The organism is Rhodothermus profundi (assembly GCF_900142415.1).
GTDB lineage: Bacteria > Bacteroidota > Rhodothermia > Rhodothermales > Rhodothermaceae > Rhodothermus > Rhodothermus profundi.
Map to the genome: position 1 here is coordinate 93,157 of NZ_FRAU01000002.1, position 25,295 is coordinate 118,451.

Sequence of the window (25,295 nt, forward strand, 5' to 3'; positions counted from 1 at the left end):
AGTGATCATGCGCATCAACCGGATCTGCTGGGAGAAGGTTCTAGCAGGTCTGCTCATGGGGATAGGGCTACTGCGTGCAGCAATCGCTCAGGAGAAGGCGCTACATAATTATGGAAAGAGAGAGGAGCACGCGAGTGGCCGCACGGTCGGTTCGCCGCTAATGTTTGCGTTTGAAGATCGGAAGCAACGGTTAATCGGAGGCGTCGAGAACAACCGCGTAGTGGCGCACCATCTGGGATTGGCCGGGCGACTGGGGCAAGCATTCCGTTATCGATTAGTAGCGACGTACTCGCGCAACTACGGCACCTACAACGGACGGGATGTGCTGCAACAGCCGGGCGCAACGTATCGGTTTGAGCCGCCACCGGAGCAGTTGTCGTGGCTGGTTGTGCTGGACTGGGAGCCTGTAGGACAACGGCTGGCTGTGCAGGTAGCCGTAGGCGGAGACGTTGGGGAGCTGTATTCCAACAATCTGGGGATTGGACTGGGCGTGCGCTATCGTCCCTATGCGATGACGTCTTCGGCGAAAAGTTTGCACCTCAGGCGGCAACATGAAGCCGGTAGCTGCCGTTAGCAGGGCTGATTTACCAGACCAGCAACGCGCGGCATGTCCCTTAAAGCGTGGGCACAGGCAGTACGCACGTGGCTGCAAACGCCGGTCGGGCGGCGCATGCAGCGGTATGGCCGCGCACTTTTTGTAGCCGGGGTAGTAGGATGGCTGCTCTACCGGCTGACCCAGATTGGCTGGCAGGAGGTTTATGAAGGGTTGCCGCGCACGCCCTGGTTCTATGTGCTCTGGCTCGGGCTGTATTTCCTGTTGCCAGCTACCGAAGCCGGTATCTACCGGATGCTCTGGAAGATTCGATGGGGGCGTGTGTTTCCGGTGCTGGTGCGCAAGCGGGTGCTGAACACGGACGTATTGGGCTATTCCGGAGAATTCTACCTGTACCTGTGGGCGCGGCGCCATACCGATTGCTCGGATGGGCATTTGCTGCGCACAATCAAGGACAACACGATTCTTTCGTCGGTGGCCTCGACCGTGGCCGTGGTGGTGCTGGTGAGTGGGACGGTACTGGGCGGGCAGTTTGCGCTGGTAGATTTAATCGGACCAGCAGCCGATCCGGTGTACCTGGTGGCCGGAGCTCTCGCGTTAGGGGTGCTGGGCGCGTTGGCCGTGCGGTTTCGGCGCGCCATTTTTTACGTGCCGGGGAGGATGGCCGGGATGTTGCTGGGGGTGCACGTGCTTCGGTTTTTTGCCATGTACGCGCTGCAGGTGCTCCAGTGGTGGGTCGTGTTGCCGGAAGCGCCGTTGCGCGTCTGGGCGACCATCCTGGTGGTAGGCACGGCTACCAACCGTATCCCGTTTCTGCCGGCTACAGATCTGTTAGCATTAGGTGCTGTGCTGGGCATGACCCATCTATTGGAAGCTTCGGCTGCGGTGCTGGCCGGCATGCTTGTTGTCCGTAGCGTAATGGATCGCACGGCCAATGCGGTCCTCTTTGTGCTTACAAGCTGGCTAGAGCGACGAAGACGGGTCCTGCCAGTATCGACGCCTGCCGAAGCCGAATGTCCTCTGAGTAGTCCGACCGAGTGAGATGCTGCGCCGTTTGATGCTGCTATGGATTGGCCTGCTGTTGCAGGGCGTGGTGCTCGGACCTGCATCCGACTCGCAACGCATACGCGTAGAAGATTTTGAAACCTATCCGGTGGGGTCCTACCCGTCCCGCTGGAAGTTCCTGACCAGCAAACGGGAGTTCCGCCCGCTCGAAGCGGTCATGAATGAGCGGGAAGAGTGCCGCGTGCAGGCTGAGGCAAACAATCAGTTTCTGCGCTGCACCACGCAGGGCGAGGCCCAGCGCATCACGCTGGCAAACCGTGACGATTTTGGACTGAACTGGGACTTGCGCACGCATCCCACGTTGCGATGGCGCTGGCGAGCCGTTCATTTGCCGGCCAATGCTCGGGAGGATCGTCGGCGGTGGAACGACAGTGGCGGAGCGGTCTATGTAACCTTTGGCTTCGACTGGCTGGGCCGTCCGATCAGCATCAAATATACCTACAGTTCGCTGCTTCCCCGGGAGACCGTCGTTGACTTCGGCCCCTTGAAGGTCATTGTAGCCTCGTCTGGGCGAGAGGGGTTTGGACGCTGGATTACGGTCGAGCGCGACGTCGCAGCCGACTATCGGCGCGTCTTCGGCAAAGAGCCGCCCGCCCGTCCGCTTTCCATCACGATCTGGAGTGATTCGGACAATACCCGAGACTACGCCATTGTTGATTTTGATGATTTTGAACTCCTGCCTGCTGCTACAGTCCGATAGCCTATGATGGAACGAGTGTTTCAGCGGTTGCGCCCGGTTATTCGCTGGGCAGTTCGTCGTCCCGGTCTGGTGCTGGCGCTGGCCCTGGCACTTTCGGTAGTCGGGGTATTCCTCGCGATGCAACTGCGCATTGACACGGACTTTTCCAAACTCATTCCTAAATCCTATCCCAGCGTCCAGGCGCTTGAGCGGCTGCGCGAGATGGTAGGGGGCGAAAGTACCGTCGATGTTGCAATTGTCAGTCCGTCGTTTGAGGCCAATCGACGTTTTGCCGAAGATCTGATCCCGAAGGCACTGGCGCTTACGGGAGAAGGCTATACCGAACCCTATCTGAGGCGCGTTGAGTACCGGCGAGAGACTGCCTTTCTGCGCCGCAACGCGCTTTATTTTGCCACCGACGAGGAACTGGATGAGCTGGAGCAGTTCCTGCAGGACAAGATTGAAGAAGCCCGGCTGAAAGCAAACCCTTTCTTTTTCGAGCTGGAGGAAGAAGAGGCGGAAGAAGACACGACCGTTGAAGCGCTGCAGATCGTCTATGAAGAGCTGATCGGGAAGGAATATCCGATTTCAGAGGATAGCACGACGCTGGTGCTGCGCTTCTATCCGACCAACTCGCAGACGAACATTGGCTATATCGAAGATCTGTACCGCGATCTGCAGCAACTGGTCGATCAAATGCAGCCGGTCCGTTATCATCCGGAAATGCAGGTCGTACTGGCAGGTCGGCTGCTGCGCCAGCTCGTTGAGGTGCGGGCTATCACCGACGATGTGTTCAGTTCGTTTGGAGCAGGGGTAACAGCCGTGCTGCTGCTGGTGGTGGGCTATTTCACCTACAAGTCCTATCGGGCTCGAGTGGGACGCCGCCTGGACCGCCGCGTGCTACTGGCCGAACTGGGACGCATGCCGGTAATGGCGGTGTTGATTGGTCTGCCCCTGCTCATGAGCCTGTCCTGGTCGTTTGGACTTGCTTACGTGGCGTTTGAGACGCTGAATCTGATGACATCAACGCTGGGATTGGTGCTCTTTGGATTGGGCATTGACTATGGCATTCACTTTTACGCACGGTATGCCGAGGAGCGTGCCGAAGGACACGGGGTAGCCGAAGCCGCTGAGATCACCTTTTTGAGCACGGGGCAGGCGATTACAATTGGCGCGCTGACGACGGCGGTTTCGCTCTATATGCTTATGATCGCAGATTTTAAAGGGTTTAGTGAATTTGGGTTCATTGCAGGAAGTGGGATTCTGTTCGCGCTGGTGGCCATGCTTGTCATAATGCCTGCCCTGCTTTCGCTGGCCGAGCGCTTTCGTCTGTTGAATCTGGAGGCTGGCCATACCGCACCGGTACATCGGGTGGGGCGGGGACGCTTCCCGGCCGCCCGGGGCGTGGTGCTAGCCAGCGGCGCTGCGGTCGCATTGGCGCTTCTGTGGCTACCACGCGTGTCATTTGAATGGGACTTCGGCAAGCTGGAGCCGCGTTACGAAGACTATGAGGCGCGGCAGGACTATGTGGAGCGGGTATATCAGACCCGTGGGCGGCGTAACCCGGCCTATATCGTGGTAGACGATCCTGCTGAGGTGCCGGCGGTTGTGGCGGCGCTGAGAGCACGCGCTGCTGCCGACACGCTTTCGCCCACCATTCTGGATGTAGAAAGCTTGCAGGAGCGTTTTCCAATGACACCTGAGGCGCAGCAAGCCCGGTTGGAACGAATTGCCCGCATTCGCGCCCTGCTTGATGATCCATTTCTGCGGTCCGACACGTCGGTCTGGATGCAGCGCCTGCGTGAGGCAGCGCAAACGCAACGGCCCATCTCGCTGGAGGAGGTCCCTGCATTTCTGAAGGCCCGCTTTACCTCAAAAACTGGTGAGATCGGCAACTTTGTGTTGATCTATCCCTCCGTGCGACTGGCGGATGGGCGCAATTCGATGGCTTTTGCCGAAGACGTGGGGCGGGTAGAGGTAAACGGCAAGGTGTACTATGCAGGCTCCACGTCCCTGGTGGCCGCCGACATGCTGCGGCTCATGCTTAAGGAAGCTCCCTGGATGGTGCTCCTCACGTTCATAGCAGTCACGCTGCTCATGTGGCTCAACTTCCGCACGCTACGCTGGACGTTGCTGGCGCTCCTTCCGTTGGTGGTGGGCGTGCTCTGGATGCTGCTGGTGATGGAGCTGCTTGGCATGAAGCTCAACTTTTATAACATGGTAGTCCTGCCGGCTGTGCTGGGAATTGGCAACGATGCCGGTGCGCATCTGGTGCACCGCTATCGGGAGCAGGGCGTGGGTAGCATCCTGCAAGTGCTACGTTCGACCGGTGAGCACGTGACGATGGCATCGCTGACCACCATGATGGGGTTTGCCGGACTGCTGCTCAGCTTTCATCCCGGATTGCGTTCTATTGGTGAACTGGCTGTGGTGGGGATTGGCACCACCTTGCTAGCGGCCCTGGTTTTCCTGCCTGCGCTCATTCAGTGGCTGGAAGACCGGAAGCAGCGTCCAGAGCCTGCAGCGCCGGTTCCGGCTGCTTCGCCAAGCAGATAGTTCGCAGGGTCTGCACGTACCGATTGGCTACAACGTCCCAGCTAAAGTACGTGCGCACGTAAGTAGCGGCCCGTTTTGAAAGTGCCTGCAGGGCGGTCCGGTCTCGGTCGTAGCGCAGAATCCAGTGCACGAATCCGTCTGCATCACCGCTTTCGATGAGGTGTCCGTTTTCGCCTTCGGCCACCACATCCTGAATGCCTTCGAGGCGGGCAGCCAGTACGGGGGCACCACACAGGGCCGCTTCGAGCATGACGACGCCAAAGCCTTCCATGTCGCCCGGTACCGGTCGATTGGGCATGATAAACAGATCAGCGGCCCGGTAGAGCTGGTGCAATACGTTGTCCGGCACGCGGCCCAGTCGGCGCACGCGCTTCTCCAGACGATGGCGTGCGATAGCCCTCTCAATGGCTGCGGCTTCAGGGCCGTCGCCTGCCAGCCAGTAGTGCACGTGGGCCGGTAGCCGGGGCATCACCGTATCCACAAACCAGGCGAAGCCTTTGCGGGGCACCTGACGGCCAACGCTGCAGAGTAACAGGCCCTGTTCGGGGAAAGGCAACTGGAACCGCTGGCGCAGCGCGTGGCGGGCTGCCTGGCGATCAAGCAAGGGGGTAAAACGAGCAGGATTGATGCCGTTGGGGATAACGTGCACCCGTTCGGGGGGCAATCCCCGAGCCTGACACGCATCGGCCGTAGCGCGGCTGACAGCCAGCACACCGTCGAGGTGGGCGAACACGTAAGGGAGCAGGCGCTGGTAGGGAGCTACAGGCAGCGTTACGTCGCGTCCATGGGCGATAGCGACCAGCCGTGTGTTCCGGGCAGCCAGCTTGCGGTAAAGTAGCGGCGCCAGCGAAGCGGTTACCATAGATGAAAACAACACCACGTCGATTTCGTGGCGCGTGACCCATTGCGGGATTTGAGACAGCAGGCGAAAGAGAAAAGGCACCACGCGCACGTGGGTCCAGCGCCAGGACGTGCGCAGTACAAGATGGTGATAGGCTACCTCTGGATGGCGGGCCAGCGCCGCGTCGAGCTCGGTTGCCACGCGCTGCATGCCTCCTATGTTGGCCAGGGGACGGCCAGAAGGTGGAAACGAATGCGAGACAAACAGCAACCGGAGCGGCGAGGCCATGCTGCTGAGGTTAAGCTGCCGTGGCTGTTAGCTCGGGCAGTTCGGTAGCGGCTCCGTCGCCTGCCGGTTGCAGTGCCGGAGCGAGCACATCCAGATAGTAGCCGTAGAGACGGTTTAAAACAGCCTCCCAGTCAAAATGCCGGGCTCGCTGCAGGGCGTAGCGACCCATAGTGCGACGCAGGTCCACGCTAAGGATCAAGCGGCGGAGGTACCCTGCAAATTCCTCGACGTGGCCCGGCGTGGCCAGAAAGCCTGTGCGTCCATGCTCGATTAACATATTGCTACCCGGCGCGTCGGCACAAACGGCCGGCAGACCCGAGGCCATGGCTTCGAGCGTAACGTTGCCAAACGTCTCCGTTTCACTGGGAAAGAAAAACACGTCTGCCGAGGCATACGCCCGCGCTAGCTCCCGACCTTCCAGATAGCCCGTAAAAATGGCTGTAGGCAGGCGTGCTTCCAACTCACGCCGGGCAGGTCCCTCGCCTACGATCAGACACCGAAAAGGCACGTGGGCCTGCCGTAGCCGGTCGATGGTGGCTGCCAGTACATTCAGCCCTTTTTCCCAGACCAGACGCCCCACATAGGCTACGATGACTTCGTGGTCGGCAACGCCCAGTACGTTGCGACGCCAGGCATAGGAGCGTTGCGCCGGATTAAACAGGTTGGTGTCGACGCCACGCTCCCAGAGATAGAGGTTATGGCGGATGCCGTGCGCTCGCAAAATGTCAATCATGGAAGTAGAGGGAACGTAGATCTGCTGACACTGGCCATAGAACCAGCGCAGGTAGCTCCAGAGAAGACGCTCTGACCATTGCAGGTGATAGTACTTCAGATACGCGCTAAAATGGGTGTGATACGAAGCCACCACCGGAATTCCTTGCCGTCGCGCCAGGCGCAGCGCCTGAAAGCCCAGTAAATCTGGGGTGGCAATGTGAATTAAATCCGGCTCAAAGGTGGCCAGCAATCGACGATGGCGGCGCGTGAGTCCCAGACTGATGCGGTACTCAGGACGACCTGGCACCGGAATAGAAGGGACCGGAACCAGCGTGCCCTCGTGTCGGACCGGTGGATTGGGGACGGTGGGCGCAAACACAAGGACGGAGGCGCCCCGCTGCTCCAGATAGCCCACCAGCCGATTCAGGGTACGCGAGACGCCGTCTGCAATGTGGTTGTAGGCGCCCGTGAAAAGCGCAATGCGAGGCGCTACCAGCCGAGGGCCTGCGGGAGCCTTGCTGCAGTCAATAATGGCGGGTGTTTGCATGCCGGCCGTCCGGCTTGGTTTTTTTGGATGCGTCAGGGGCAGGACGGATTGCACAACATCGGCACAAACGGATCCGCCCTCTGCTTGGATTCGCCGGTAGGGGGCTTCTTTATAGCCGCACTCCACGAATTCACCGGAACATCATGGGAGCTTGCGCCCTCCGGCCTGTAAAAAAGCCGCCGTTGAGAAGGGGAAAGTAACAGAGGCCTAGGAATTCGGAGCTACCAGCCGATCGGCAAACTGCTGGCGGAGTTTGCTGAGTTTGGGAGCAATGACGAACCGACAGTAAGGTTGCCAGGGATGGCGTTGATAATAGCGGTGATGGTAAGGTTCAGCCGGATAGAAGGCCTTAAGAGGAACCACTTCCGTGACAATAGGCGCCTCGTAACGGCCGGATGCCTCCAGCTCGCGAATGACGGCTTCGGCCGCCTGGCGCTGCGCTTCGTCATGATAGAGAATAATGGAGCGGTACTGAGGACCTACGTCGTTGCCCTGCCGATCGGGCGTGGTGGGATCATGAATCGTAAAAAAGACCTGGAGCAAGTCCCGATAAGAAAGCACGGTGGGATCAAAGGTCACCTGAACGACTTCAGCATGACCGGTCGTGCCCGTGCAGACCTGCTCATAAGTAGGATGAGGCACGTGGCCACCGGCGTACCCCGGAACCACATCGGTTACGCCTCGCAACTCCAGGAAGGCAGCTTCCAGGCACCAGAAGCATCCGCCGCCCAGCGTCGCTTTTTCTCGCCTGCGCGTCATATTTTTGGGGACAACAGTAAGACCTCTATCTTCGGACTGTCCAGCCTAAACTCTTATGAATGCATCCCTGCTCTGGTTGCATGATCTGGATGCAGCGCTGGCCGAGGCGCGTCGAACACGCCGGCCGGTGTGGTTGATGTTTGAACGGGAGGGATGTGCCGGGTGTGCTAAGATGGAGGCAAATACCTATCGCGATCCACAGGTGCGGGCTGAGTTGACCGAAGCGTTTGTGCTACTGCGCCAGAACATTCGGCGCGACCGGCTGGTCCGGTCGCGCTATGCAGCGGTCTGGACGCCTTCCTTTTATGTGCTGGACGCGCGTGGCACTGCCCATCACGTCGAGCTGGGCTATCTTCCGCCTGAGGATCTACGGTTGGTGTTGCGGCTAGGGCGTGCCAAAGAGCTGGTGCCGCGCGGTCGGTACACGGAGGCGATTGCGCTGCTGGAGGACGCGCTGACGCGCTTCCCAACGCATCCCATGGCGGCGCAGGTCATGCTCTGGTGGGCTATGGCCCGCTACTTGACGTCCGGAGACGGTCGGCAGCTCCGGGAAGATCTGGCAGCACTGCGCCGGCGCTATCCAGACAGCGCCGAAGCGCGCCGCTGGCCCTGGAACGACCTGCCAACCACGGCATAGTTTCTGAACAGCTTATTCTCATCAGAATCAGAGAGAGTATGGCTATTCTTACCATTCCTCGCATACTTCGGGAAAGACTGGGAGAAGAAGGAGCTGAGGCCCTTGTTGAACTGCTCAACATACTGGGGCGTCAGGAACGAGAGCATTTAATAGAGCTTGTCGAAGAGCGATTTGTCCGTCGGGTACGTGAGGAATCGGTCTCCCTGAAAGGTCACATTTCAGAAGTAAAGTCCATGTTGGAAGAACAAACTCGGGAGGTGGAGTCGAAACTGGGGCAGCAAATTGCGGAAGTGGAATCGAAGTTGGAGAAGCGGATTGTGGAGGTGGAGTCGAAGCTGGAGAAGCAAATTGCGGAAGTGGAATCGAAGTTGGAAAAGCAAATTGCGGAGGTGGAGTCGAAACTGGGGCAGCGAATTGCAGAAGTAGAATCCAAATTCGAGGTGCGGTTGGCTCAGCTCAGGGCCGATCTGATTCGGTGGATGTTTATTTTCTGGGCAGGACAAATCGGTGTGCTGGTGGCCTTGTTTGCCCTGTTTTTCCGGATGTTCCAGGGATAAACCCTGGTCTTAGACGCAGGGGCACGTTACAGCACCTGGCGCAGAAAACGACCTGTGTGGCTTTCTGGATGCGCCGCGATTTGCTCCGGCGTGCCTTCCGCTACAATAAAGCCTCCTCGATGCCCTCCTTCAGGGCCCAGGTCGATGATCCAGTCGGCGCACTTGATCACGTCCAGGTTGTGTTCGACGACGATCACCGAGTGGCCGGCGTCAACCAGCCGGTTCAGCGCATCGATCAGCTTGCGCACGTCGTCGAAATGCAGGCCGGTGGTTGGCTCATCCAGGATGTAGAGTACCCGTTCGTGGTTGCTGCGGCCCAGATGAGCGGCCAGTTTGAGGCGCTGGGCTTCGCCTCCTGACAGCGTCGTAGAAGGCTGGCCCAGTTTCAGATAACCGAGCCCGATCTCCTGCAGCACGCGCAGCCGGTCAACGATGGCGGGCACGTCCGCAAAGAATTCCAGCGCTTCGTCTACGGTCATATTCAGAATTTCATGTACGTTTTTGCCGCGGTAGCGGATTTCCAGCACGTCCTGTTTATAGCGCGTGCCGCGACAGGCTTCACATTCCAGATACAGGTCGGCCAGAAACTGCATCTCTACGCGCACGAATCCTTCCCCCTGGCAGACCTCGCACCGGCCACCGGGCACATTGAAGGAAAAGTATCCCGGCTTCAACCCGCGCACGCGGGCCTGGGGAGTGCTGGCCAGCAGTTCCCGAATCGGATCAAACACCTTGGTGTAGGTGGCCGGATTAGAGCGTGGCGTGCGGCCAATCGGGCTCTGATCAACCATTTCCACGCGGTCAATCAGGTGATGACCACGGATGGCATCGTGCGCGCCCACTTTTGCTTCGCCGTCGTAGGTGCCTTTCAGACGGGCCAGCCCCAGGTACAGCGTATCATGAACAAGCGTTGACTTACCCGAGCCAGAGACGCCTGTGACGCATACGAGCACGCCTAGTGGAAAACGCACGGTCAGCCATTTCAGGTTGTGCTGCCGGGCATTCTCTACCACGATCATGTCTTCTTCTCGCACCGGACGACGCCGGCGAGGCACGTCAATGCGTCGGCGTCCGCTCAGATAGGCGCCGGTAAGGGAACGCTCGCATTGAAGCAAATCCGGGAAGGTTCCCTGAAACACGACTTCTCCACCGCGCCAGCCGCTGCCCGGACCAAGGTCCACGATATGGTCCGCGCGGCGGATCGTCTCGGCGTCGTGCTCAACGACGATTACCGTATTGCCCAGGTCGCGCAGCCGCTCCAGAATGCGCAGCAAGCGGTCCGTATCGCGAGGATGCAGGCCGATAGAGGGTTCGTCGAGTACGTACAGGGCGCCTACCAGCGCCGACCCCAGTGAAGTAGCCAGATGGATGCGCTGCGCTTCTCCACCGGACAGCGTGTGGCTGAGCCGGTCCAGCGTCAGGTAATCGAGTCCGACTTCATCCAGATAGCGCAGCCGGCGACGGATTTCTTCCAGCAGCTCGCCAGCTACCTGCTGCTCGAAGGGGGTTAGCTCCAGCGCGTCAAAGAACTCCCGAGCAGCTCGGATTGTCATTTCGCACACCTCGCCGATGTGGAGTCCCCCTACTTTCACGTAAAGCGCTTCTTTGCGGAGCCGATAGCCGTCGCAGTCCGGGCAGCGGGTGTAGCCTCGAAAGCGGGCATGAAAGATACGGTAGTGCGGCTTGTAGCTGTGCTTTTCCAGAAAGCGGAAAAATCCGTAAATGCCAATGTAGTCGCCTTTGCCTTCCCAGATCAGGCGTTTTTCGCGTTCGGAAAGTAGTCGGTACGGTTTGTCAATGTCGATGCGTTCTTCCAGTGCCAGGCGCAGGAGCTGGCGATAGTGCTGGCTCCACTTTTCGGTGCGGAACGGGGCAATGGCGCCCTGCCGGATCGACAGGTCCGGGTTGGGAATGATCAGGTCGGGATCCAGCCCGGGCACTCGTCCGAAGCCCTGGCAGGTAGGGCAGGCGCCCACCGGACTATTGAATGAGAACAGCAGCGGGGTCGGCTCCTCGAACACGATGCCGTCGCGTTCGAAGTGCTCGCTGAAATGCAGCAGGTCGTCTTGGGGGTTGAAGCATTGGCCGCGAGGGACGCGCACGACCACGCAACGGCCACCCCCTTCCCGAAACGCCTGCTCTACGGAGTCGGCAATGCGCGAGCGATTGGCTTCATCGCCTGGCCGGATCACCAGGCGATCCACCAGTACCAGCAGGCGGTCGCGCGCCACCCGCACTGTGGCTGGATCGCGTTCGCTCAGGTCTAATACGTCAGGGCTGGCGCCGCCTGCTGCCTGCTTTTCGGTAGGCAGTACGATCAGGCGGGAAAAGCCGCGCTGGCGCAGCGCAACTAGTTCGTCGCGCAGGGTGCGTTTCTTATGGGAAGGGCAGGGAAATCCCAGATAGCAGCGGGTGCCCTCTGGAAAGCGCTCGTGCAGCGCCTGGGCGACCGTGGTGGGCGTGTCGCGCCGCACTTCCTCGCCACTGATCGGTGAGTAGGTGCGCCCAATGCGCGCGTAAAGCAGACGCAGGTAGTCGTACAGCTCCGTCTGGGTGGCGACGGTCGAGCGGGGATTGCGCGCGCCGGCCTTCTGTTCGATGGCAATAGCAGGAGCTAGACCCAGAATCAGGTCTGCATCGGGCCGGCTCATTCGTTCCAGAAACTGCCGCGCGTACGCCGAGAGGCTCTCTACGTAGCGCCGTTGACCTTCGGCATAGATGGTGTCGAAGGCCAGGCTCGATTTTCCTGAGCCGCTCGGTCCAGTGAAAACAATAAATTTCCGTTTCGGCAGATCGAGGTCAATGTTCTTCAGGTTGTGCTGGCGCACGCCACGCAGGACGATGTGCGTGCGCGCTTTCTGGCGCAGCGCATCAGAAGCGGCCAGCGAAGCGATCGGAGGGGTAAGTTCCATAGACTTCCAACCCAGTTACTCGGCGCGTTCCGTTAACGCGCAGCTCGTTTGATAGATGCGTTGCCGTACGATACGGCTGAAACGCGAGGCGTCTGTGACTGGTGCTCCTGTCCGGAGAAACGGACGGCATAAAAAAAAGGCCGGTCTGGAAGGCCGGCCTTTTTGAAAAGAAACGCTTTCGCGTTAGCTGGCCGCTTCTGTCTGCTGGGGCTGCTCGGCATAGGTTTCCGCGATGACCCAGGCCGCGCCACCAAGTGCGAGGTCCTTCAAGAAGTTGGTCAGGCCGGCCATGATGCCCTGGTTAATCATGGTGGGCAGGTGAATCGTCAGCACAAAGATAAACAGCAGAATCCCCAGAAGCTGGCAGGCCAGCCGGGCCTGTTTACCCGTCAGGATCGCGATGGCCGCGGCCAGCATCGCCAGGCCCGTTACATACACCCAGAAAACACCACCTGGAATGGGCACAATATTGCTTAACGTGGAGGCATTAATAAAATGGTTCACTCCAAAGATGACAAAAGTGATCCCGTAAAGTATGCGGCCGATTTTAAGCGTCGAGAATTTCATGGCGCACAAGGGTTTGGTGGGGGAGGTTACGAACGGTTTAAACATAAATTCGTTGAATCTTTAAATCAAGAGTTGATGAAGTTGAAAGGAGAACCAGCTTTTTCTGACCTGCCAATGAAGACCTTAATAGGCTGGGGCTTGCTCTTGCTGGGAGTAGGTGGATGCAAGCTTATCGGAGTGGCGGAAGAAAGAGCGGTAATTTTGACCGCCGGACCGGCTCAGATTCTTGTCGAAAATCGGACAGGTTGGCCGCTCTGCGTGTGGATGCTGGACGAGCAGACGGCTAGTGTCATAGATATTGGGTTTGAGCCATGTACAGCGCCAAACGTAGCCACTGGTGAGACGAAAATTTTTCCGGTTTATATACCGGAAGGCGAGCCGGGCATTCGTATGATCGTTTTCTGGGCGCCGTTTCAGCAAAATACCTGGCGGTGGCAGCGTATCTGGGTGCCGGCCAGCAAATTAGGGCTGCAGGCTATTTTCGGGCAATAATACGTCGGCTAGCACCGGCAGGTGGTCGGAAGCGAAGCGGCCCTGTTCGTCCAGATCGACCAGAATAGCATGGCGCAGCACGCGCACGTTGGCGCTGACAAAGATAAAATCGATGCGTTGGTCGGGAATCAGCGTTTCGAAGCCATTCCAGGTAGTGTGGGGGCCGTAGTGGCCATTTTCGGTGCGATGCAGGGCGTCGTGCAGCAGCCCATCGGCCGTCAGTGCTGCATAAGGAGGAGTATTTTCGGTAGTATTAAAGTCGCCGGTGAGGAGGACAGGCGCCTGCTGGGCCTTCTGGGCGATGACGCGATGGAGGAGGCGAGCGCTTTCCAGGCGAGCACGCGTCCCTTCGTGGTCAAGGTGCGTGTTGAAAACAAAAAACGTCTGGCCGGTTCGGCGGTCTCGGAAATGAGCCCAGGTGCAGATGCGTTCAAGTGCGGCATCCCAGCCTTTGCTGCCGGGCACTTCTGGAGTAGGGGAAAGCCAGAACGTCTGGCTTTCGAGCAGTTCGAGCCGATCGGTGCGGTAAAAAATCGCGCTAAACTCCCCGCCGTCGCGGCCGTCGGCGCGCCCTACGCCTACCCAGCGATAAGCGGGAAGCCGGGTCTGGAGACTGTCAAGCATGGCGCGGAGGGCTTCCTGGACGCCCAGCACGTCTGGCTCGTAGAAGCGCACAAAGGCTACAATGCGGTCCATGCGATGCGGCCAGGCATTGGGGCCGTCGGCGGGGTTGTCGTACCGCAGGTTATAGCTGACCACGCGCAGCGAAAGGGTGTCGGGCATGGAGGACAGATTGATCAACATTGTGAGGCTGAGTAGCAAGATTAGCATTAGCATAGGTCGTAGCGGAAAAATGCTCATAAGGGAAGCAAAACGCAGGCGCCGGAAAAAAGGGAGCCGGCGGGCCATTTTGCCTGCGGTTGTTAAAGATCGAAATTTTGGGAGAAATTATAACGCATGGTAGGGCACCGTCGCCTGGTCTGCAGGAGGGCAGAGGGCGTTTGCTTGCGGGCTCGGGGAAAAAGGTTCCGTTTCTCTATGCAAAGCGTGCAGGGAGAGTGGGGGGATGGGGGAGGAATTTGAACCTTTAGTAAAAGAAAAAGGCTTTTGATTATTTCTTGGCACAAAATTAGAAAGTGGAAGGGCTTGCGTCTGGTATCGCTTCTTGATTAAGCGGTCCACGTGGATTTGGAGAGGTTCTGGTTACGTAAACGCGAAGTTAAGAAGTGATCTTGGAGCATTATTGTTACGGTCTATTCCACTGATGACGTTGACTTCGCTGACGCCTTCGGAACATATCCCTACCCTGACAGATCTGGAGCTGGAATGCCCGCCGCTTCCACAGACACTGCTGGAAGCCATACAGCTCATGGAGCGGCCGGAGCCTCCTGAGCCGGACGAAGTGGAGGCTATGCTGCGGCATGACCCGGCCGCCGTGGTGCGTCTGCTGCGGGTGGCCAATTCGGCTTACTATGGGCTTCGAGGCCGTATTGGTGATGTGCGGCATGCAATTGTGGTGTTGGGGCCGCCGGCTGTGGTCGGGATGATCATGAGTATGGGAATGCTCTCCATGAAAAGCGCTTTTGATGCCCGGACGGCCGCGCCTTTTCTCAACCTGGTGCGTCACTGCGCCGCTACCGCGTATCTGGCTCGGCTGCTCATTCAGCAGGCACCCCGGCGTGGCGACTGGCGGCCGGAATCGGCCTACACGGTAGGGCTGCTTCACGACTTTGGTAAGATTCTGCTGCTCTACAACAAACCGGATCAAGCGCTTGCTGCTTTTCAGCCAGGAAGGGGACCTCGCACCCCGGAAGAAGAAGAGGCCGTTTTTGGATACAGTTTACAGACCATTACGCAAGCGCTCGCGCTGCACATGAAGCTCCCGGAGCCTCTGTTTCGGGCGTTGATGGATCTGTACGGTGAGGGGCGGGGAGATGGCGTGGCCGCTACCCCGGGCGCGCTGCTGCGTGTGGCCAGCCTGGGGGCCACCTGGCTGGACTACAGCTTTGATGAGGCGATTCGCCGGGAAGACGAGCCCCTGGATGCAGACTGGGAATTAACGGCACAGCTCTTCAACTATTCGAATGCCGAGGCTGTCTGGCAGACTATCGCGCAGGCCCGCGAAATCCTGAAGAACTATGTCGATGCCTACTTCTGATCGGCCTACAGATTGTCTATTTTGACTGAGGCGGATCCAGAGGCAAGGGCGATGGACATCCTCAACGTTCTGCCCGAGGCGACGTTTGCGGCGCTGGATGATCTGCTGGCCTTTATCAGCATCTACGACGATCAGGTTCGCACGCGGGCCTATTTGCGATTGCTGCGGGCGCACCGCCATGCCATTGCAGGGGCCGTGTGTGTGGATGCAGGCTGTGGGATGGGCTACTTTGCCGAGGCGATGGTTCGGCTGGGAGCGCGGCGTGTCTATGCGGTCGAGGCCAACCCCCATCTGTATGCGCTGGCTGCAGAACGACTGGCCGCTTATCCGCAAGTAATTTGCGTGCACCAGCCCGTTCAGCACTTCGAACCCGAAGAGTCGGTGGACGTGCTGGTACATGAGTTTTTTGGACCGTTGCTGTATGACGAAGATGTGCACGTGCTGGAGCAACTACGCTTCCAACCGCGGCTGGTGTTGCCTGATCGGGCGGTGCTCATGGGAGGACTGACCTGGATGGAGCAGGTGGCGGATGAGACGGTCACGCCGGCCGTTGTGCAGCGGCTTGAAGGGGCGCTGGTATCGGGGCTCTTTGATGAAGGGCGCCTGCCCTTGCAGTTTCCGGTTATTCAATGGGCCTGGGGGCAGGCTGAGCGTGAAGCTGTGTGTGACCTGAGCGGACGCGAGGGGGATCTCCTGTACTTAGGGCTGCAGATCTACCATGGCGACCGGCTGATCTGTCAGGCCGGACGTTGCGAGAACTGGCCGTATGTGTGGACGCCGCGCGCAGGGGATCGCTTTCGATTGTGTTTTGTGCCTGCTGAACGAGGGGCGGAGGTGCATTTTACCTGGGAGTAGGCGGAACGTAACAGGGAAGTTGCGGTTCGCTGCCTCAAGGTGCGACAGCGGCAGGCTAACCTTATGACGTTTTTGAATCCGCTGGCGTTGCTAGCCCTGGTGGCAGCGGCCATTCCTATTCTGGTGCATCTGTTTCACTTTCGGCGGCCCCAGCGGGTGGCTTTCAGCTCTCTGGTTTTCCTGAAGGAATTGCAGCAAACGGCGCTGCAGCGGCTTCGCATTCGCCAGTGGCTATTGCTACTGCTGCGTACGTTAGCGCTGGTGTGTCTGGTACTGGCCTTTGCCCGGCCGGTGCTGCGGGGACCGTTGGCTTCCTGGGTAGGAGGAGGAAAGGCTTCCGTAGTTGGGCTGGTGCTTGATAATTCGCCTTCAATGGCCGTGCGGGATGCCGGGGGGGCTTATTTTACGCAGGCGCGGGTTATTGCGGCAGGTATCCTGGCCCAGCTTGATCCCGACACGCGCGTTTGTCTGGTACCGGTTGCCGGGAACGCGATAGCGCCAGAGCCAGTGCCGCGTAGCGTTGCTGAAGAACAACTGCGCCTGCTTGCGATTCAGCACGGGGCGCGGACGCTTTCGGCTGCCCTGCGTAGCGCCAGCGCTTGCGTGCAACAGGTGCAGGCGCCGGCTGTGCTCTACGTCATCAGCGACTTGCAGGCGTCGATGTTGGTTGATTCTCTGGAGCAGTTCGTTCCAGAGCCGCTGCCGACCCTGCTGATTCCTGTTGGCGGTCAGACCCCTGCCAATCTCGCCATTACAGCGGTTCGGATTGCTAACCGCATCATCGAACAGGGACAGCCGGTACAGATTGAGGCGACGCTGGCCAACTTTGGCACGGCGGCCGCCAACGGAGTCGTCGCAACGCTTGCGCTCGACGAGCAGCGGGTGGCGCAGGCGTCGGTCGATTTGCCACCGGGTGGGAGCGCTCGCGTTACCTTTTCCACCACGCCGATGCGACGGGGGTGGCTGCCAGGCATTGTAGAGTTGCTGCAACCCGACGCGTTGCTTGAAGACAACACGCACTATCTGGTGCTGCACGTGCCTGAAGTGCGGCGGTTGTTGGTGGTGGCGGGAGCGCAGGCCCGTACGGACTACCTGGAGTTAGCCTTTGCACCGGAGATCCGACAGGATCGCGTGCGCTTTGAGATAACGCGAATTGACGAAACGGCGCTGCCGGCGACAGATCTGGAAGAATACGACGTAGTTGTGCTGGTGGGCGTGCACGATCTGTCGAGTGGGGAAGTGGCAGTCCTGATGCGCTATGTCGCCGAAGGAGGGGGCGTGCTGTTTTTTCCGGGGGCTGATGGTCGGCTGGCAGACTACCAGCAACTGCTAACAGCACTGGGAGCTGGTCAGATTCGAGGCTTTGTGGGAAACTGGAGGGGAGCGACGCCAATCGCGACGTTTGGACGGATGGACTTAGCGCATCCCCTCTTTGAGGGACTGTTTGTGCGATTGCCCGGTCAACGAGAGGTGCAGGCAGAGCGACCGGCCGTTTATTTTGCGCTGAACTACGCGCCCGGTCAGGGTGTGGAGCAGACGTTGATCCATATGAGTAATGGGTTGCCGCTTCTGCAGGAGGTGCGGCATGGCCAGGGACGGGCTCTGCTGTGGACGGTCGCTCCTGATCCGGCCTGGACCGAGTGGCCTCTGCGAGGCCTCTTTGTGCCTCTGTTATATCGGGCCGTGTTTTACCTGGCAGGTGGGGAAGAGGCGCTGCAGCGCACGCTGGAAGCGGGCAAGCCCGCACGCGTGCGTCTTCAGTCGTTTCCAGCCGCAGCCATTCCGGAACTGGTCGGACCGGACGGACAGGTTTACCGGGCCGACCCGGAGCGTCGAGGAAGTGTGCGGTGGGCTCGCTTTGAGCCGGGCCCAGCACGGCCGGGCATTTACGAGCTGCGGGCTGGCGATCAGGTAGTGCAGCGGGTGGCTGTCAACTTCGACGTGGCTGAGTCAGACCTGCGGCCGGAATCTCCCGAAGTAGCAGTGCGTCAGCTACAAGCTCAGACGGGCCTGTCGGTTACGTTGTTGGAGATCCCCGAGGCGTCCCCTCCCGTTGTTGCGGAGGCGCTCCGTAAGGCGCAGGTAGGCGTCGCACTCTGGAACGTCTTTTTAGGGCTGGCGTTGGGCTTTCTGGTACTGGAAATGCTGGTAGGCCTTCGGGCTCGCGTCGAAACCGTGACGACCGGCAACGCGTAGCCTTCCTCCACTTGCGCGTTTCTCTGGCGGAGCAGCACCATGAATGCGATGGCCGAACTTTTGCGCACGCTGCACGGCGTTTTGCCGGTCTGCTTTTTCGGAGTAACGCTGCTTTTTCTCGTTGTTACACTCTTCCATTTCCAGCAAATCAAACAGGTGCATCTACGCTGGCTTCGGCGGTGGCCATTGCTGCCCACAGGCTTTCTACTGCTGGTTATCGCCCTGGGCCTGTACGCTATGCTCCACGAGCAACCTGTACCGATCTCGCGGTTGAGTTTATACTTTGCCGGAGGACTTTGCTGGCTGGGGGCTGCTCTTGTGTCGGAGCAAGTGCTGGTTACGGATTGTGGCATAATTGATGGGCTGAATCGAGCGGATCGTTACGTCGGCTGGGGACAGATTCTGGATTATTTTCCCTGGCAGGACCTGAACGGCCGGACACGTGGCTTTGCCTTTCTGTTTGTTGATGCGCGGGGGCGCCGGCGCCGTCTCAATCTGGCGGTTCCACCTTCCCGACAGCCGGCTTTCCGACAGCTACTGACCCACTACCTGGACGCTCGTTTTGAACTGACCGTGCAGCAATGTTACGGGAAGACGCTGGAAGGATAGCCTGGCACTTTGTCTACCAGATGGCGTTGAACTGCTTGGAAATAAAAGGAAAACGGTAAAAAACCAATCCTGCAAACGGCGTTGTACACGGCCACAGCTCCTCGTCCGGAGACGGCGATTCTGGTAGGCGTTGTAACGCCTGACACGACGCGCTGGGACGTCGAAGATTCGCTGGAAGAGTTGGCCCAGCTTGCACGTACAGCCGGAGCGGAGGTAACAGATCGCGTGCTTCAGGTGCTTCGGCGTATCCATGCGGCCACGTATATTGGTCGGGGAAAAGTTGAGGAGCTTCGACGTCTGGTAGCCGCCCGTCGCAGCGACCTGGTTATCTTTGATGATGACCTGTCCCCAGCCCAGATGCGCAACCTGGAGCGAGCACTGGGCTGCAAACTGCTGGATCGCACAGGCTTGATCCTGGACATTTTTGCGCGGAGGGCTCGCACGGCTGTGGCTAAAGCGCAGGTCGAGTTGGCCCAACTGGAGTACATGCGCACCCGCCTGACGCGCCAGTGGACGCACCTGTCCCGCCAGAAAGGGGGAATTGGAACCAAGGGACCGGGCGAAACCCAGCTTGAGACCGACCGCCGACTGATCGCACGGCGCATAGCCGTGCTCCGTAAACGCCTGGAGCGGATTGATCGGCAACGGACCACCCAGCGTAAGCAGCGGCAACGCTATACCCGCGTCTCGCTGGTGGGCTACACAAATGCAGGCAAATCAACGCTCATGAATGTACTGGCCGGCACCAACGTGCTGGCTGAAGATCGCCTCTTTGCCACGTTGGATGCTACGACGCGATTGATCTATCTGCAACCGGGCAAGCCTGTACTGCTCTCCGACACCGTGGGATTTATTCGTAAGCTACCGCACCGCCTCATCGAAAGCTTCAAGAGTACGCTTGACGAGGTGCGCGAAAGTGATGTGCTGTTGCACCTGGTGGACGCCACGCATCCTCGCTTTGAGGATCATATCCAGGTGGTTCACGAGACGCTGGCCGAGCTGGGAGCGGCCGACAAGCCCATGCTGCTTGTGTTCAATAAAATAGACAGACTGGCCGATCTGGGACTGCTACAAGCCTTGCGGGCAACGTATCCGGAGGCTGTTTTCATCTCAGCGCTGCGCGGAATTGGGCTGGAAGAACTCAAACGGCGGCTGCAGGAACGCATTGAAGCCGAAGCGCTGGAGCTGGACATCTGCGTACCCCTGACGGAAGGACGTACGCTGGCTTATCTCTATCAGGTAGCCGACGTGCTGGAAGAAACCTATCTGTATGCCCGCAATGGCCACGATGCAACGCCCCTGCCGGCGGCGAAACTGCGCATTCGGGTGCCCATGCACCGGCAGGCGAGCGTTGAGCGCCTTCTTGTACGCTTTCGTGCCTGGCAGCCCCTGTCGGATGAGGCGTCGTAGGCGTCAGCAGGATGCGCCAGAAGCGTGGGGGTAGGGTACTAAAAAATCCCTTGCATCCAGACGATGCTTACTGTAAATCTTAAGTGAAGCGCCTGCTCGCAACGATACGGTAAGTTTTGCAGGGAGCGGCCGAGCAGTCGAAACGGTACAGGGGTTGCCCGGTATTGTCTGTAGGAAGCCGGGGCTCGGGAGTGTGAGGTACTGCTATGCGGATTGTACAACTGATTCAGGAAGAGCTGCAGCCCCTCAGACCCGACGACACTGTGCGTCGGGCTCGGGAGCAAATGGGGCAGCAGCGAGTGCGCCATCTTCCGATTGTTGACAGAGGAGGGACGTTACGGGGGGTGGTGTCTGATGAGCAGCTTCGGCTGGTAGATGATCTGGAGCAGCCGGTTGCGGCGCTGGTGCGCGGCGCGCCCATCAGTGTAACGCCCGATCTGCATGTGTTTGATGCGGCCCGTGTCGTGTTGCAGCATGGCTTGACCGTGCTACCCGTCGCCGAATCGAACCAGCATTATCAGGGGGCTGTGCTGAGCCAGCAATTGCTGGAGCAGCTCATTCGCATGCTTTCGCTGCATGAGTCCGGCGCTATTCTGGAGCTGGAGATTGAAGCGCGTGACTACGCGCTGTCCAACTTACTCTACTGCATAGAACAATGCGACGCGCGCGTGCGAACGCTGCTGGTGCAGCCGGTTGATGCTGCGGAGCATCGCTTTCGCGTGACGCTGAAGCTGAACGTGCAGGATACCGCTCGCATCCGTCATGTGCTGGAGCATCGCGGATTCCATGTGACCGCTGCGTACAACGAAGAGGACGACGAAGAACTTCGCCAGCGCATCGAGGCCTTTATGCGCTACCTGGAAGTTTAAGCAGTCAGGTGAAGCTGCTTAATAAAGAAAAAGGGGCAGCCAGGCCCCTTTTTCCAATGCGAGATGGATGTTTCGTGCTACTGCACAGGCTGAGGGACGGGCTGTCCGTTCTGCTTATAGATGACGCCCGCTTTCATGACGAAGCTCACTTCTTGCAGCGCTGAAATGTCTTCCAGGGGATTGCGTTCGACGGCGATCAGGTCGGCCCACTTGCCTGGTTCGAGCGTTCCCAGGTTGTCAAGCTGGCCTAGCAGGTCTGCTGCATTGTAGGTAGCCGCCTTGATAGCCTCTATAGGCGGCATCCCGGCCTCTACCATGTAGACAAACTCCAGCGCATTGCGGCCGTGGCGAAAGACACCCGCATCGGTACCAAAGGCAATGGGAACGCCGGCCCGATAGGCGCGGGCAAACGTTTCCTGAATAACCGGGCCAATCCGTTTGGCTTTTTCGGCTACCACCGGCACATAATAGCCCGGGATTTTAGCCGAGTCTGCCACGCTTCGGCCGGCTGTGATGGTGGGGACCATGTAGACGCCATACTTTTTCATCATCTCCATGGTCTGATCGCTCATAAATGTGCCGTGCTCAATAGAGGCCACGCCTGCTCGAATGGCTCGCTGCATGCCTTCGTCGCCGTGCGCGTGCGCGGCCACCTTCAGCCCAAAATCACGCGCTACTTCAACAATGGCGCGGATCTCATCTTCAAAAAATTGCGGCGAAGAACCGTCGCGCGCGATAGAAAGCACGCCGCCCGTAGCCGTGATTTTGATGACGTCGGCCCCACGTTTGATGGCTAACCGGACGCCTCGGCGCGCGCTGGCCACGCCGTTGACGACCCCTTCGGCTTCGGTGGGAATGCCGAGAATGTCTTCGCGGAAGCCGTTGGTGGGATCGGCATGTCCGCCCATGATGGCCAGGCTCTTGCCCGCCACAAACATGCGTGGCCCAACGATCCAGCCCTGGTTGATCGCATCCCGAAGGGCCAGGTCGATTCCCTCATTGCCCCCTACGTCTCGGACCGTCGTAAAGCCCGCCATGAGTGTGCGTCGGGCATAGATGGTGGCCCGAAGGGCCTGTAAGGCGGGGGACATCCGAAACCGGTCTAAATAGCCGCCTTTTCGACTTTCCATCGACAGGTGCGTGTGCATGTCGATGAGGCCAGGCAGGCAGTACGCTTCGCGAAGATCAACCACCTGATCACCTGCCTGAGGGGACGCGAAGCCAGCCTGTACTGCTTCGATGCGATCGCCCCGCACAATAATGGTGCGCGTGCGCATTGGCTCCATAGAGACACCCGGGTCGATAACCGTACCACAGTGAATGAGCAAACGGCCGGTCGGACGCTGCGCCTGCGTGCTAACGGCCATTCCAAATACCAGCAGAAAGATGCTCCACCGCATGGCTGCATGCAGGTTGGTTAGGTAATGATTCCTCTCAGCATACAACATTTCAGTCATAGAAGGAACCCCTGGCCGCACTGCGCATTGGCTGCGCTGCATCCAGAGACGCGAGAGAAAGCATGGAGCAGGCGTCGGCAGGACGTCCAGGCCTGTTGGAGACGTTCTGGTTACTCACTGCGTTGCGTGCGGCTGTCAGAACGGCCGAATCCGTACGAGCCCGGCGGCAGGTGCTACCGCTTCGACAGCGCCTGAAGCGGGAGGTAGATCGGCTGCGGCAGTTGCTGGACCGCCTGCACCTGGCATTGCTCTATACCGACGTGGTGGGTGACCAGACGTTTGATGCCGCGTTGCTGCGCCGCCTTGACCTGCTGCTCACCGCCCGAGAAGTAGCAGAGGGGTGGCGCACCCTGCATCAGGAGTTGCTCAGTTGGTATCCTAACGTGTCTCCTGCGCTGGTAGAAGCTGTTCGGCGCGCCTGTCGGCGGTTTGATCGGCTGGATGCTGAGACGCCCGTGGTTCGCTGGCAGGCTACGCTGCAATTCGGAAATCGCGTGCTTCGGGCTGTTCGGCGCGCCCTGCGCCAGGCTTCTTGAGAACTTCGACAGGGACCGGGCGTACCACATCTGCTTGGTATTTGTCGAAAAAAACCGGTTTTTGCCGTTGTAAGGAGTGGCAACTTCTATGCGTACGCATCCGGCTGAAACTTCAGATTACGTCGCGTCCAATATTCAGATTCTGGAAGGGCTCGAAGCGGTTCGCAAGCGGCCCGCCATGTACATTGGTGATGTAGGCATTCGCGGCCTGCATCACCTGGTCTATGAGGTCGTGGACAATGCGATCGACGAGGCCATGGCGGGCTACTGTGATCGCATTGCGGTTACCATCAACGAGGATGGTTCGATTACGGTTGAAGATAATGGTCGGGGCATTCCCGTTGACGAGCACCCGACCGAGAAGCGGTCGGCGCTTGAGGTGGTAATGACTACGCTGCATGCCGGCGGCAAGTTTGACAAAAGCACTTACAAGGTATCGGGTGGCCTGCATGGCGTAGGCGTTTCCTGTGTGAATGCCCTGTCTCGCAAGCTGATCGCGACGGTGCGCCGCGACGGGTATGTCTGGCGCCAGACCTATGCCTGTGGTAAGCCTACTTCACCCGTCGAACGGGTGCGTCCGATGCAGGAGGGGGAGGAGACGGGCACCATCGTGCAGTTCTGGCCGGATCCGACCATTTTCAAAACTGTCGAGTTCCGGTTCGATACGCTGGCCGAGCGGTTGCGGGAACTGGCGTACCTGAACCGTGGCGTGCGCATTTCAATTGAGGACCGGCGCGAAGAGGACGAGTCGCTTCGGTATGAAGCGTACTATTTCGAAGGCGGATTGGTAGAATTTGTGCGCTACCTGGATGAGACGCGCACGCCAATCCATGAGGAGGTCATCTATATTGCTGGCGAAACGGATGAGGTCATCGTCGAGGTCGCCCTGCGCTACAATGACGGATATGCCGAGAACGTCCTCTCCTTTGTAAACAACATCAACACGCACGAAGGGGGCACCCACGTAGCCGGCTTTCGCACGGCCCTTACCCGTACGCTCAAGGCGTACGCCGAGAAGAATAACCTGCTGAAGCACTTCAAGGGAGAGCTGTCGGGCGAGGACTTTCGCGAGGGGCTGACCGCTGTTATCTCGGTCAAGGTACCGGAGCCGCAGTTTGAGGGCCAGACCAAGACGAAGCTGGGCAACTCAGAAGTTCAGGGCATCGTGGCGGGGATTGTGTCCGAGCATCTGAGTCGCTGGCTGGAAGATCATCCCCGCGAAGCCCGGCGCATTCTGGACAAGGTCATTCTGGCGGCGCAGGCCCGAATGGCCGCGCGCAAAGCGCGGGAGCTGGTGCAGCGTAAAAATGCTCTCAACGGGTCCAGTCTGCCAGGCAAGCTGGCCGACTGCGCCTCGCGCGATCCCTCAAAATGTGAACTGTTTCTGGTAGAAGGCGATTCGGCCGGTGGAAGTGCCAAGCAGGGACGCAACCGAGAATTTCAGGCTATTTTGCCGCTGCGTGGGAAAATTCTAAACGTTGAAAAGGCACGGCTCGACAAAATCCTGGAAAACGAGGAGATTCGGAATATTGTTACAGCGCTGGGGACCGGCCTGGCGACGACCGAAGAAGACTTCGATCTGAGCAAGCTCCGCTACCATCGCATCATTATTATGACGGATGCAGACGTGGACGGAGCGCATATTCGGACGCTGCTGCTGACGTTTTTCTACCGCCAGCTTCGTCCCCTGGTGGAAGGCGGCTACATCTATATCGCCCTGCCTCCTCTCTATCGCGTGAAGGTGGGCAAAACTGAACGTTACGCCTGGAGCGACGAGGAACTGCACCGGCTGGTGCAGGAATTGACCGATGGCCAGCCGCAACGCGCGGTTATCCAGCGCTACAAAGGACTTGGTGAAATGAATCCAGACCAGCTCTGGGAAACGACCATGAACCCGGAAACGCGCATCCTGCAGCAGGTAACCGTCGAGGATGCAGCGGCTGCTGACCGGATCTTTTCCATTCTGATGGGCGATGCGGTGGAGCCGCGCCGAAAGTTTATCGAACGAAATGCCCGTTACGCAACGCTCGATGTTTGA

General features: G+C 59.1%; 22 protein-coding genes. 15 read left to right on the forward strand and 7 right to left on the reverse strand.

The window, feature by feature from the left end; all coding sequences use genetic code 11:
* Window positions 1–7: 7 nt before the first annotated feature.
* From BUA15_RS03895 to BUA15_RS03910, 4 genes are read left to right on the forward strand one after another with little or no spacing between them, the layout of a single operon-like run.
* On the forward strand, window positions 8–574 hold the full coding sequence (locus BUA15_RS03895) for a hypothetical protein (RefSeq protein ID WP_245771909.1): 567 nt from the start codon (window positions 8–10) through the stop codon (window positions 572–574).
* Window positions 575–607: 33 nt separating this feature from the next.
* A complete protein-coding gene (locus BUA15_RS03900; protein ID WP_245771910.1) occupies window positions 608–1,594 on the forward strand; it encodes a hypothetical protein in 987 nt (328 codons plus the stop codon).
* A gap of 1 nt (window position 1,595) precedes the next feature.
* Complete coding sequence (locus BUA15_RS03905) at window positions 1,596–2,318, forward strand: DUF3047 domain-containing protein (protein ID WP_072714670.1); 723 nt, start codon at window positions 1,596–1,598, stop codon at window positions 2,316–2,318.
* Window positions 2,319–2,321: 3 nt separating this feature from the next.
* Window positions 2,322–4,853, forward strand: a complete 2,532-nt coding sequence (locus tag BUA15_RS03910; protein ID WP_245771911.1) for an efflux RND transporter permease subunit — start codon at window positions 2,322–2,324, stop codon at window positions 4,851–4,853.
* Here BUA15_RS03910 and BUA15_RS03915 read toward each other — a convergent pair.
* From BUA15_RS03915 to msrA, 3 genes are all read right to left on the reverse strand, one after another.
* Complete coding sequence (locus tag BUA15_RS03915) at window positions 4,777–5,982, reverse strand: glycosyltransferase family 4 protein (RefSeq protein ID WP_072714671.1); 1,206 nt, start codon at window positions 5,980–5,982, stop codon at window positions 4,777–4,779. The two genes, BUA15_RS03910 and BUA15_RS03915, sit on opposite strands and share 77 nt — an antisense overlap.
* A 10-nt stretch (window positions 5,983–5,992) precedes the next feature.
* Entirely contained in the window at window positions 5,993–7,243 is a 1,251-nt protein-coding gene (locus tag BUA15_RS03920; RefSeq protein WP_072714672.1) for a glycosyltransferase family 4 protein, read from the reverse strand.
* 207 nt (window positions 7,244–7,450) lie between these two features.
* Complete coding sequence (gene msrA / locus BUA15_RS03925; RefSeq protein WP_072714673.1) at window positions 7,451–8,002, reverse strand: peptide-methionine (S)-S-oxide reductase MsrA; 552 nt, start codon at window positions 8,000–8,002, stop codon at window positions 7,451–7,453.
* Window positions 8,003–8,057: 55 nt separating this feature from the next.
* Here msrA and BUA15_RS03930 point away from each other — a divergent pair, with 55 nt between their 5' ends.
* Together BUA15_RS03930 and BUA15_RS03935 are read left to right on the forward strand one after the other, a co-directional pair.
* Window positions 8,058–8,639 (forward strand): thioredoxin family protein, encoded by a 582-nt coding sequence (locus BUA15_RS03930; protein WP_072714674.1) that lies wholly within the window; start codon window positions 8,058–8,060, stop codon window positions 8,637–8,639.
* Window positions 8,640–8,677: 38 nt separating this feature from the next.
* Window positions 8,678–9,196: an LA_3696 family protein gene (locus tag BUA15_RS03935; RefSeq protein WP_072714675.1), complete on the forward strand. Its 519-nt coding sequence runs from the start codon at window positions 8,678–8,680 to the stop codon at window positions 9,194–9,196.
* A gap of 26 nt (window positions 9,197–9,222) precedes the next feature.
* On the opposite strand, the gene uvrA is transcribed toward BUA15_RS03935, so the two are convergent.
* A complete protein-coding gene (gene uvrA, locus BUA15_RS03940) occupies window positions 9,223–12,108 on the reverse strand; it encodes an excinuclease ABC subunit UvrA (protein ID WP_072714676.1) in 2,886 nt (961 codons plus the stop codon).
* Between the two features lie 183 nt (window positions 12,109–12,291).
* Window positions 12,292–12,675, reverse strand: coding sequence for a DoxX family membrane protein (locus BUA15_RS03945; protein ID WP_072714677.1), 384 nt, complete (start codon window positions 12,673–12,675; stop codon window positions 12,292–12,294).
* A gap of 75 nt (window positions 12,676–12,750) precedes the next feature.
* On the opposite strand from BUA15_RS03945, the gene BUA15_RS03950 reads away from it, so the two are divergent.
* Window positions 12,751–13,167 (forward strand): hypothetical protein, encoded by a 417-nt coding sequence (locus tag BUA15_RS03950; RefSeq protein ID WP_245771912.1) that lies wholly within the window; start codon window positions 12,751–12,753, stop codon window positions 13,165–13,167.
* Here BUA15_RS03950 and BUA15_RS03955 read toward each other — a convergent pair.
* Window positions 13,138–14,004, reverse strand: coding sequence for an endonuclease/exonuclease/phosphatase family protein (locus tag BUA15_RS03955; protein WP_218587561.1), 867 nt, complete (start codon window positions 14,002–14,004; stop codon window positions 13,138–13,140). The two genes, BUA15_RS03950 and BUA15_RS03955, sit on opposite strands and share 30 nt — an antisense overlap.
* A 427-nt stretch (window positions 14,005–14,431) precedes the next feature.
* Here BUA15_RS03955 and BUA15_RS03960 point away from each other — a divergent pair, with 427 nt between their 5' ends.
* The 6 genes from BUA15_RS03960 to BUA15_RS03985 all read left to right on the forward strand — a co-directional run bounded on the left by BUA15_RS03960 (window position 14,432) and on the right by BUA15_RS03985 (window position 21,264).
* Complete coding sequence (locus BUA15_RS03960; RefSeq protein ID WP_072714678.1) at window positions 14,432–15,325, forward strand: HDOD domain-containing protein; 894 nt, start codon at window positions 14,432–14,434, stop codon at window positions 15,323–15,325.
* A 51-nt stretch (window positions 15,326–15,376) separates the two neighbouring features.
* Window positions 15,377–16,180: a methyltransferase domain-containing protein gene (locus tag BUA15_RS03965; protein WP_072714679.1), complete on the forward strand. Its 804-nt coding sequence runs from the start codon at window positions 15,377–15,379 to the stop codon at window positions 16,178–16,180.
* Window positions 16,181–16,243: 63 nt separating this feature from the next.
* Window positions 16,244–18,376 carry a BatA domain-containing protein gene (locus BUA15_RS03970; RefSeq protein ID WP_072714680.1) on the forward strand — a complete coding sequence of 711 codons (2,133 nt, stop codon included), beginning with the start codon at window positions 16,244–16,246 and terminating at the stop codon, window positions 18,374–18,376.
* Window positions 18,377–18,415: 39 nt separating this feature from the next.
* Window positions 18,416–18,985, forward strand: a complete 570-nt coding sequence (locus BUA15_RS03975) for a hypothetical protein (protein ID WP_072714681.1) — start codon at window positions 18,416–18,418, stop codon at window positions 18,983–18,985.
* Between the two features lie 81 nt (window positions 18,986–19,066).
* Window positions 19,067–20,395 (forward strand): GTPase HflX, encoded by a 1,329-nt coding sequence (gene hflX / locus BUA15_RS03980; RefSeq protein ID WP_072714682.1) that lies wholly within the window; start codon window positions 19,067–19,069, stop codon window positions 20,393–20,395.
* Between the two features lie 206 nt (window positions 20,396–20,601).
* On the forward strand, window positions 20,602–21,264 hold the full coding sequence (locus BUA15_RS03985; protein WP_072714683.1) for a CBS domain-containing protein: 663 nt from the start codon (window positions 20,602–20,604) through the stop codon (window positions 21,262–21,264).
* A gap of 77 nt (window positions 21,265–21,341) precedes the next feature.
* Here the strand turns inward: BUA15_RS03985 and BUA15_RS03990 are convergent, their stop codons facing one another.
* On the reverse strand, window positions 21,342–22,664 hold the full coding sequence (locus tag BUA15_RS03990) for a metal-dependent hydrolase family protein (RefSeq protein ID WP_178139378.1): 1,323 nt from the start codon (window positions 22,662–22,664) through the stop codon (window positions 21,342–21,344).
* Between the two features lie 119 nt (window positions 22,665–22,783).
* Here BUA15_RS03990 and BUA15_RS03995 point away from each other — a divergent pair, with 119 nt between their 5' ends.
* Both BUA15_RS03995 and gyrB read left to right on the forward strand, forming a co-directional pair.
* A complete protein-coding gene (locus BUA15_RS03995; RefSeq protein WP_072714684.1) occupies window positions 22,784–23,257 on the forward strand; it encodes a hypothetical protein in 474 nt (157 codons plus the stop codon).
* An 88-nt stretch (window positions 23,258–23,345) separates the two neighbouring features.
* On the forward strand, window positions 23,346–25,295 hold the full coding sequence (gene gyrB / locus BUA15_RS04000; RefSeq protein ID WP_072714685.1) for a DNA topoisomerase (ATP-hydrolyzing) subunit B: 1,950 nt from the start codon (window positions 23,346–23,348) through the stop codon (window positions 25,293–25,295).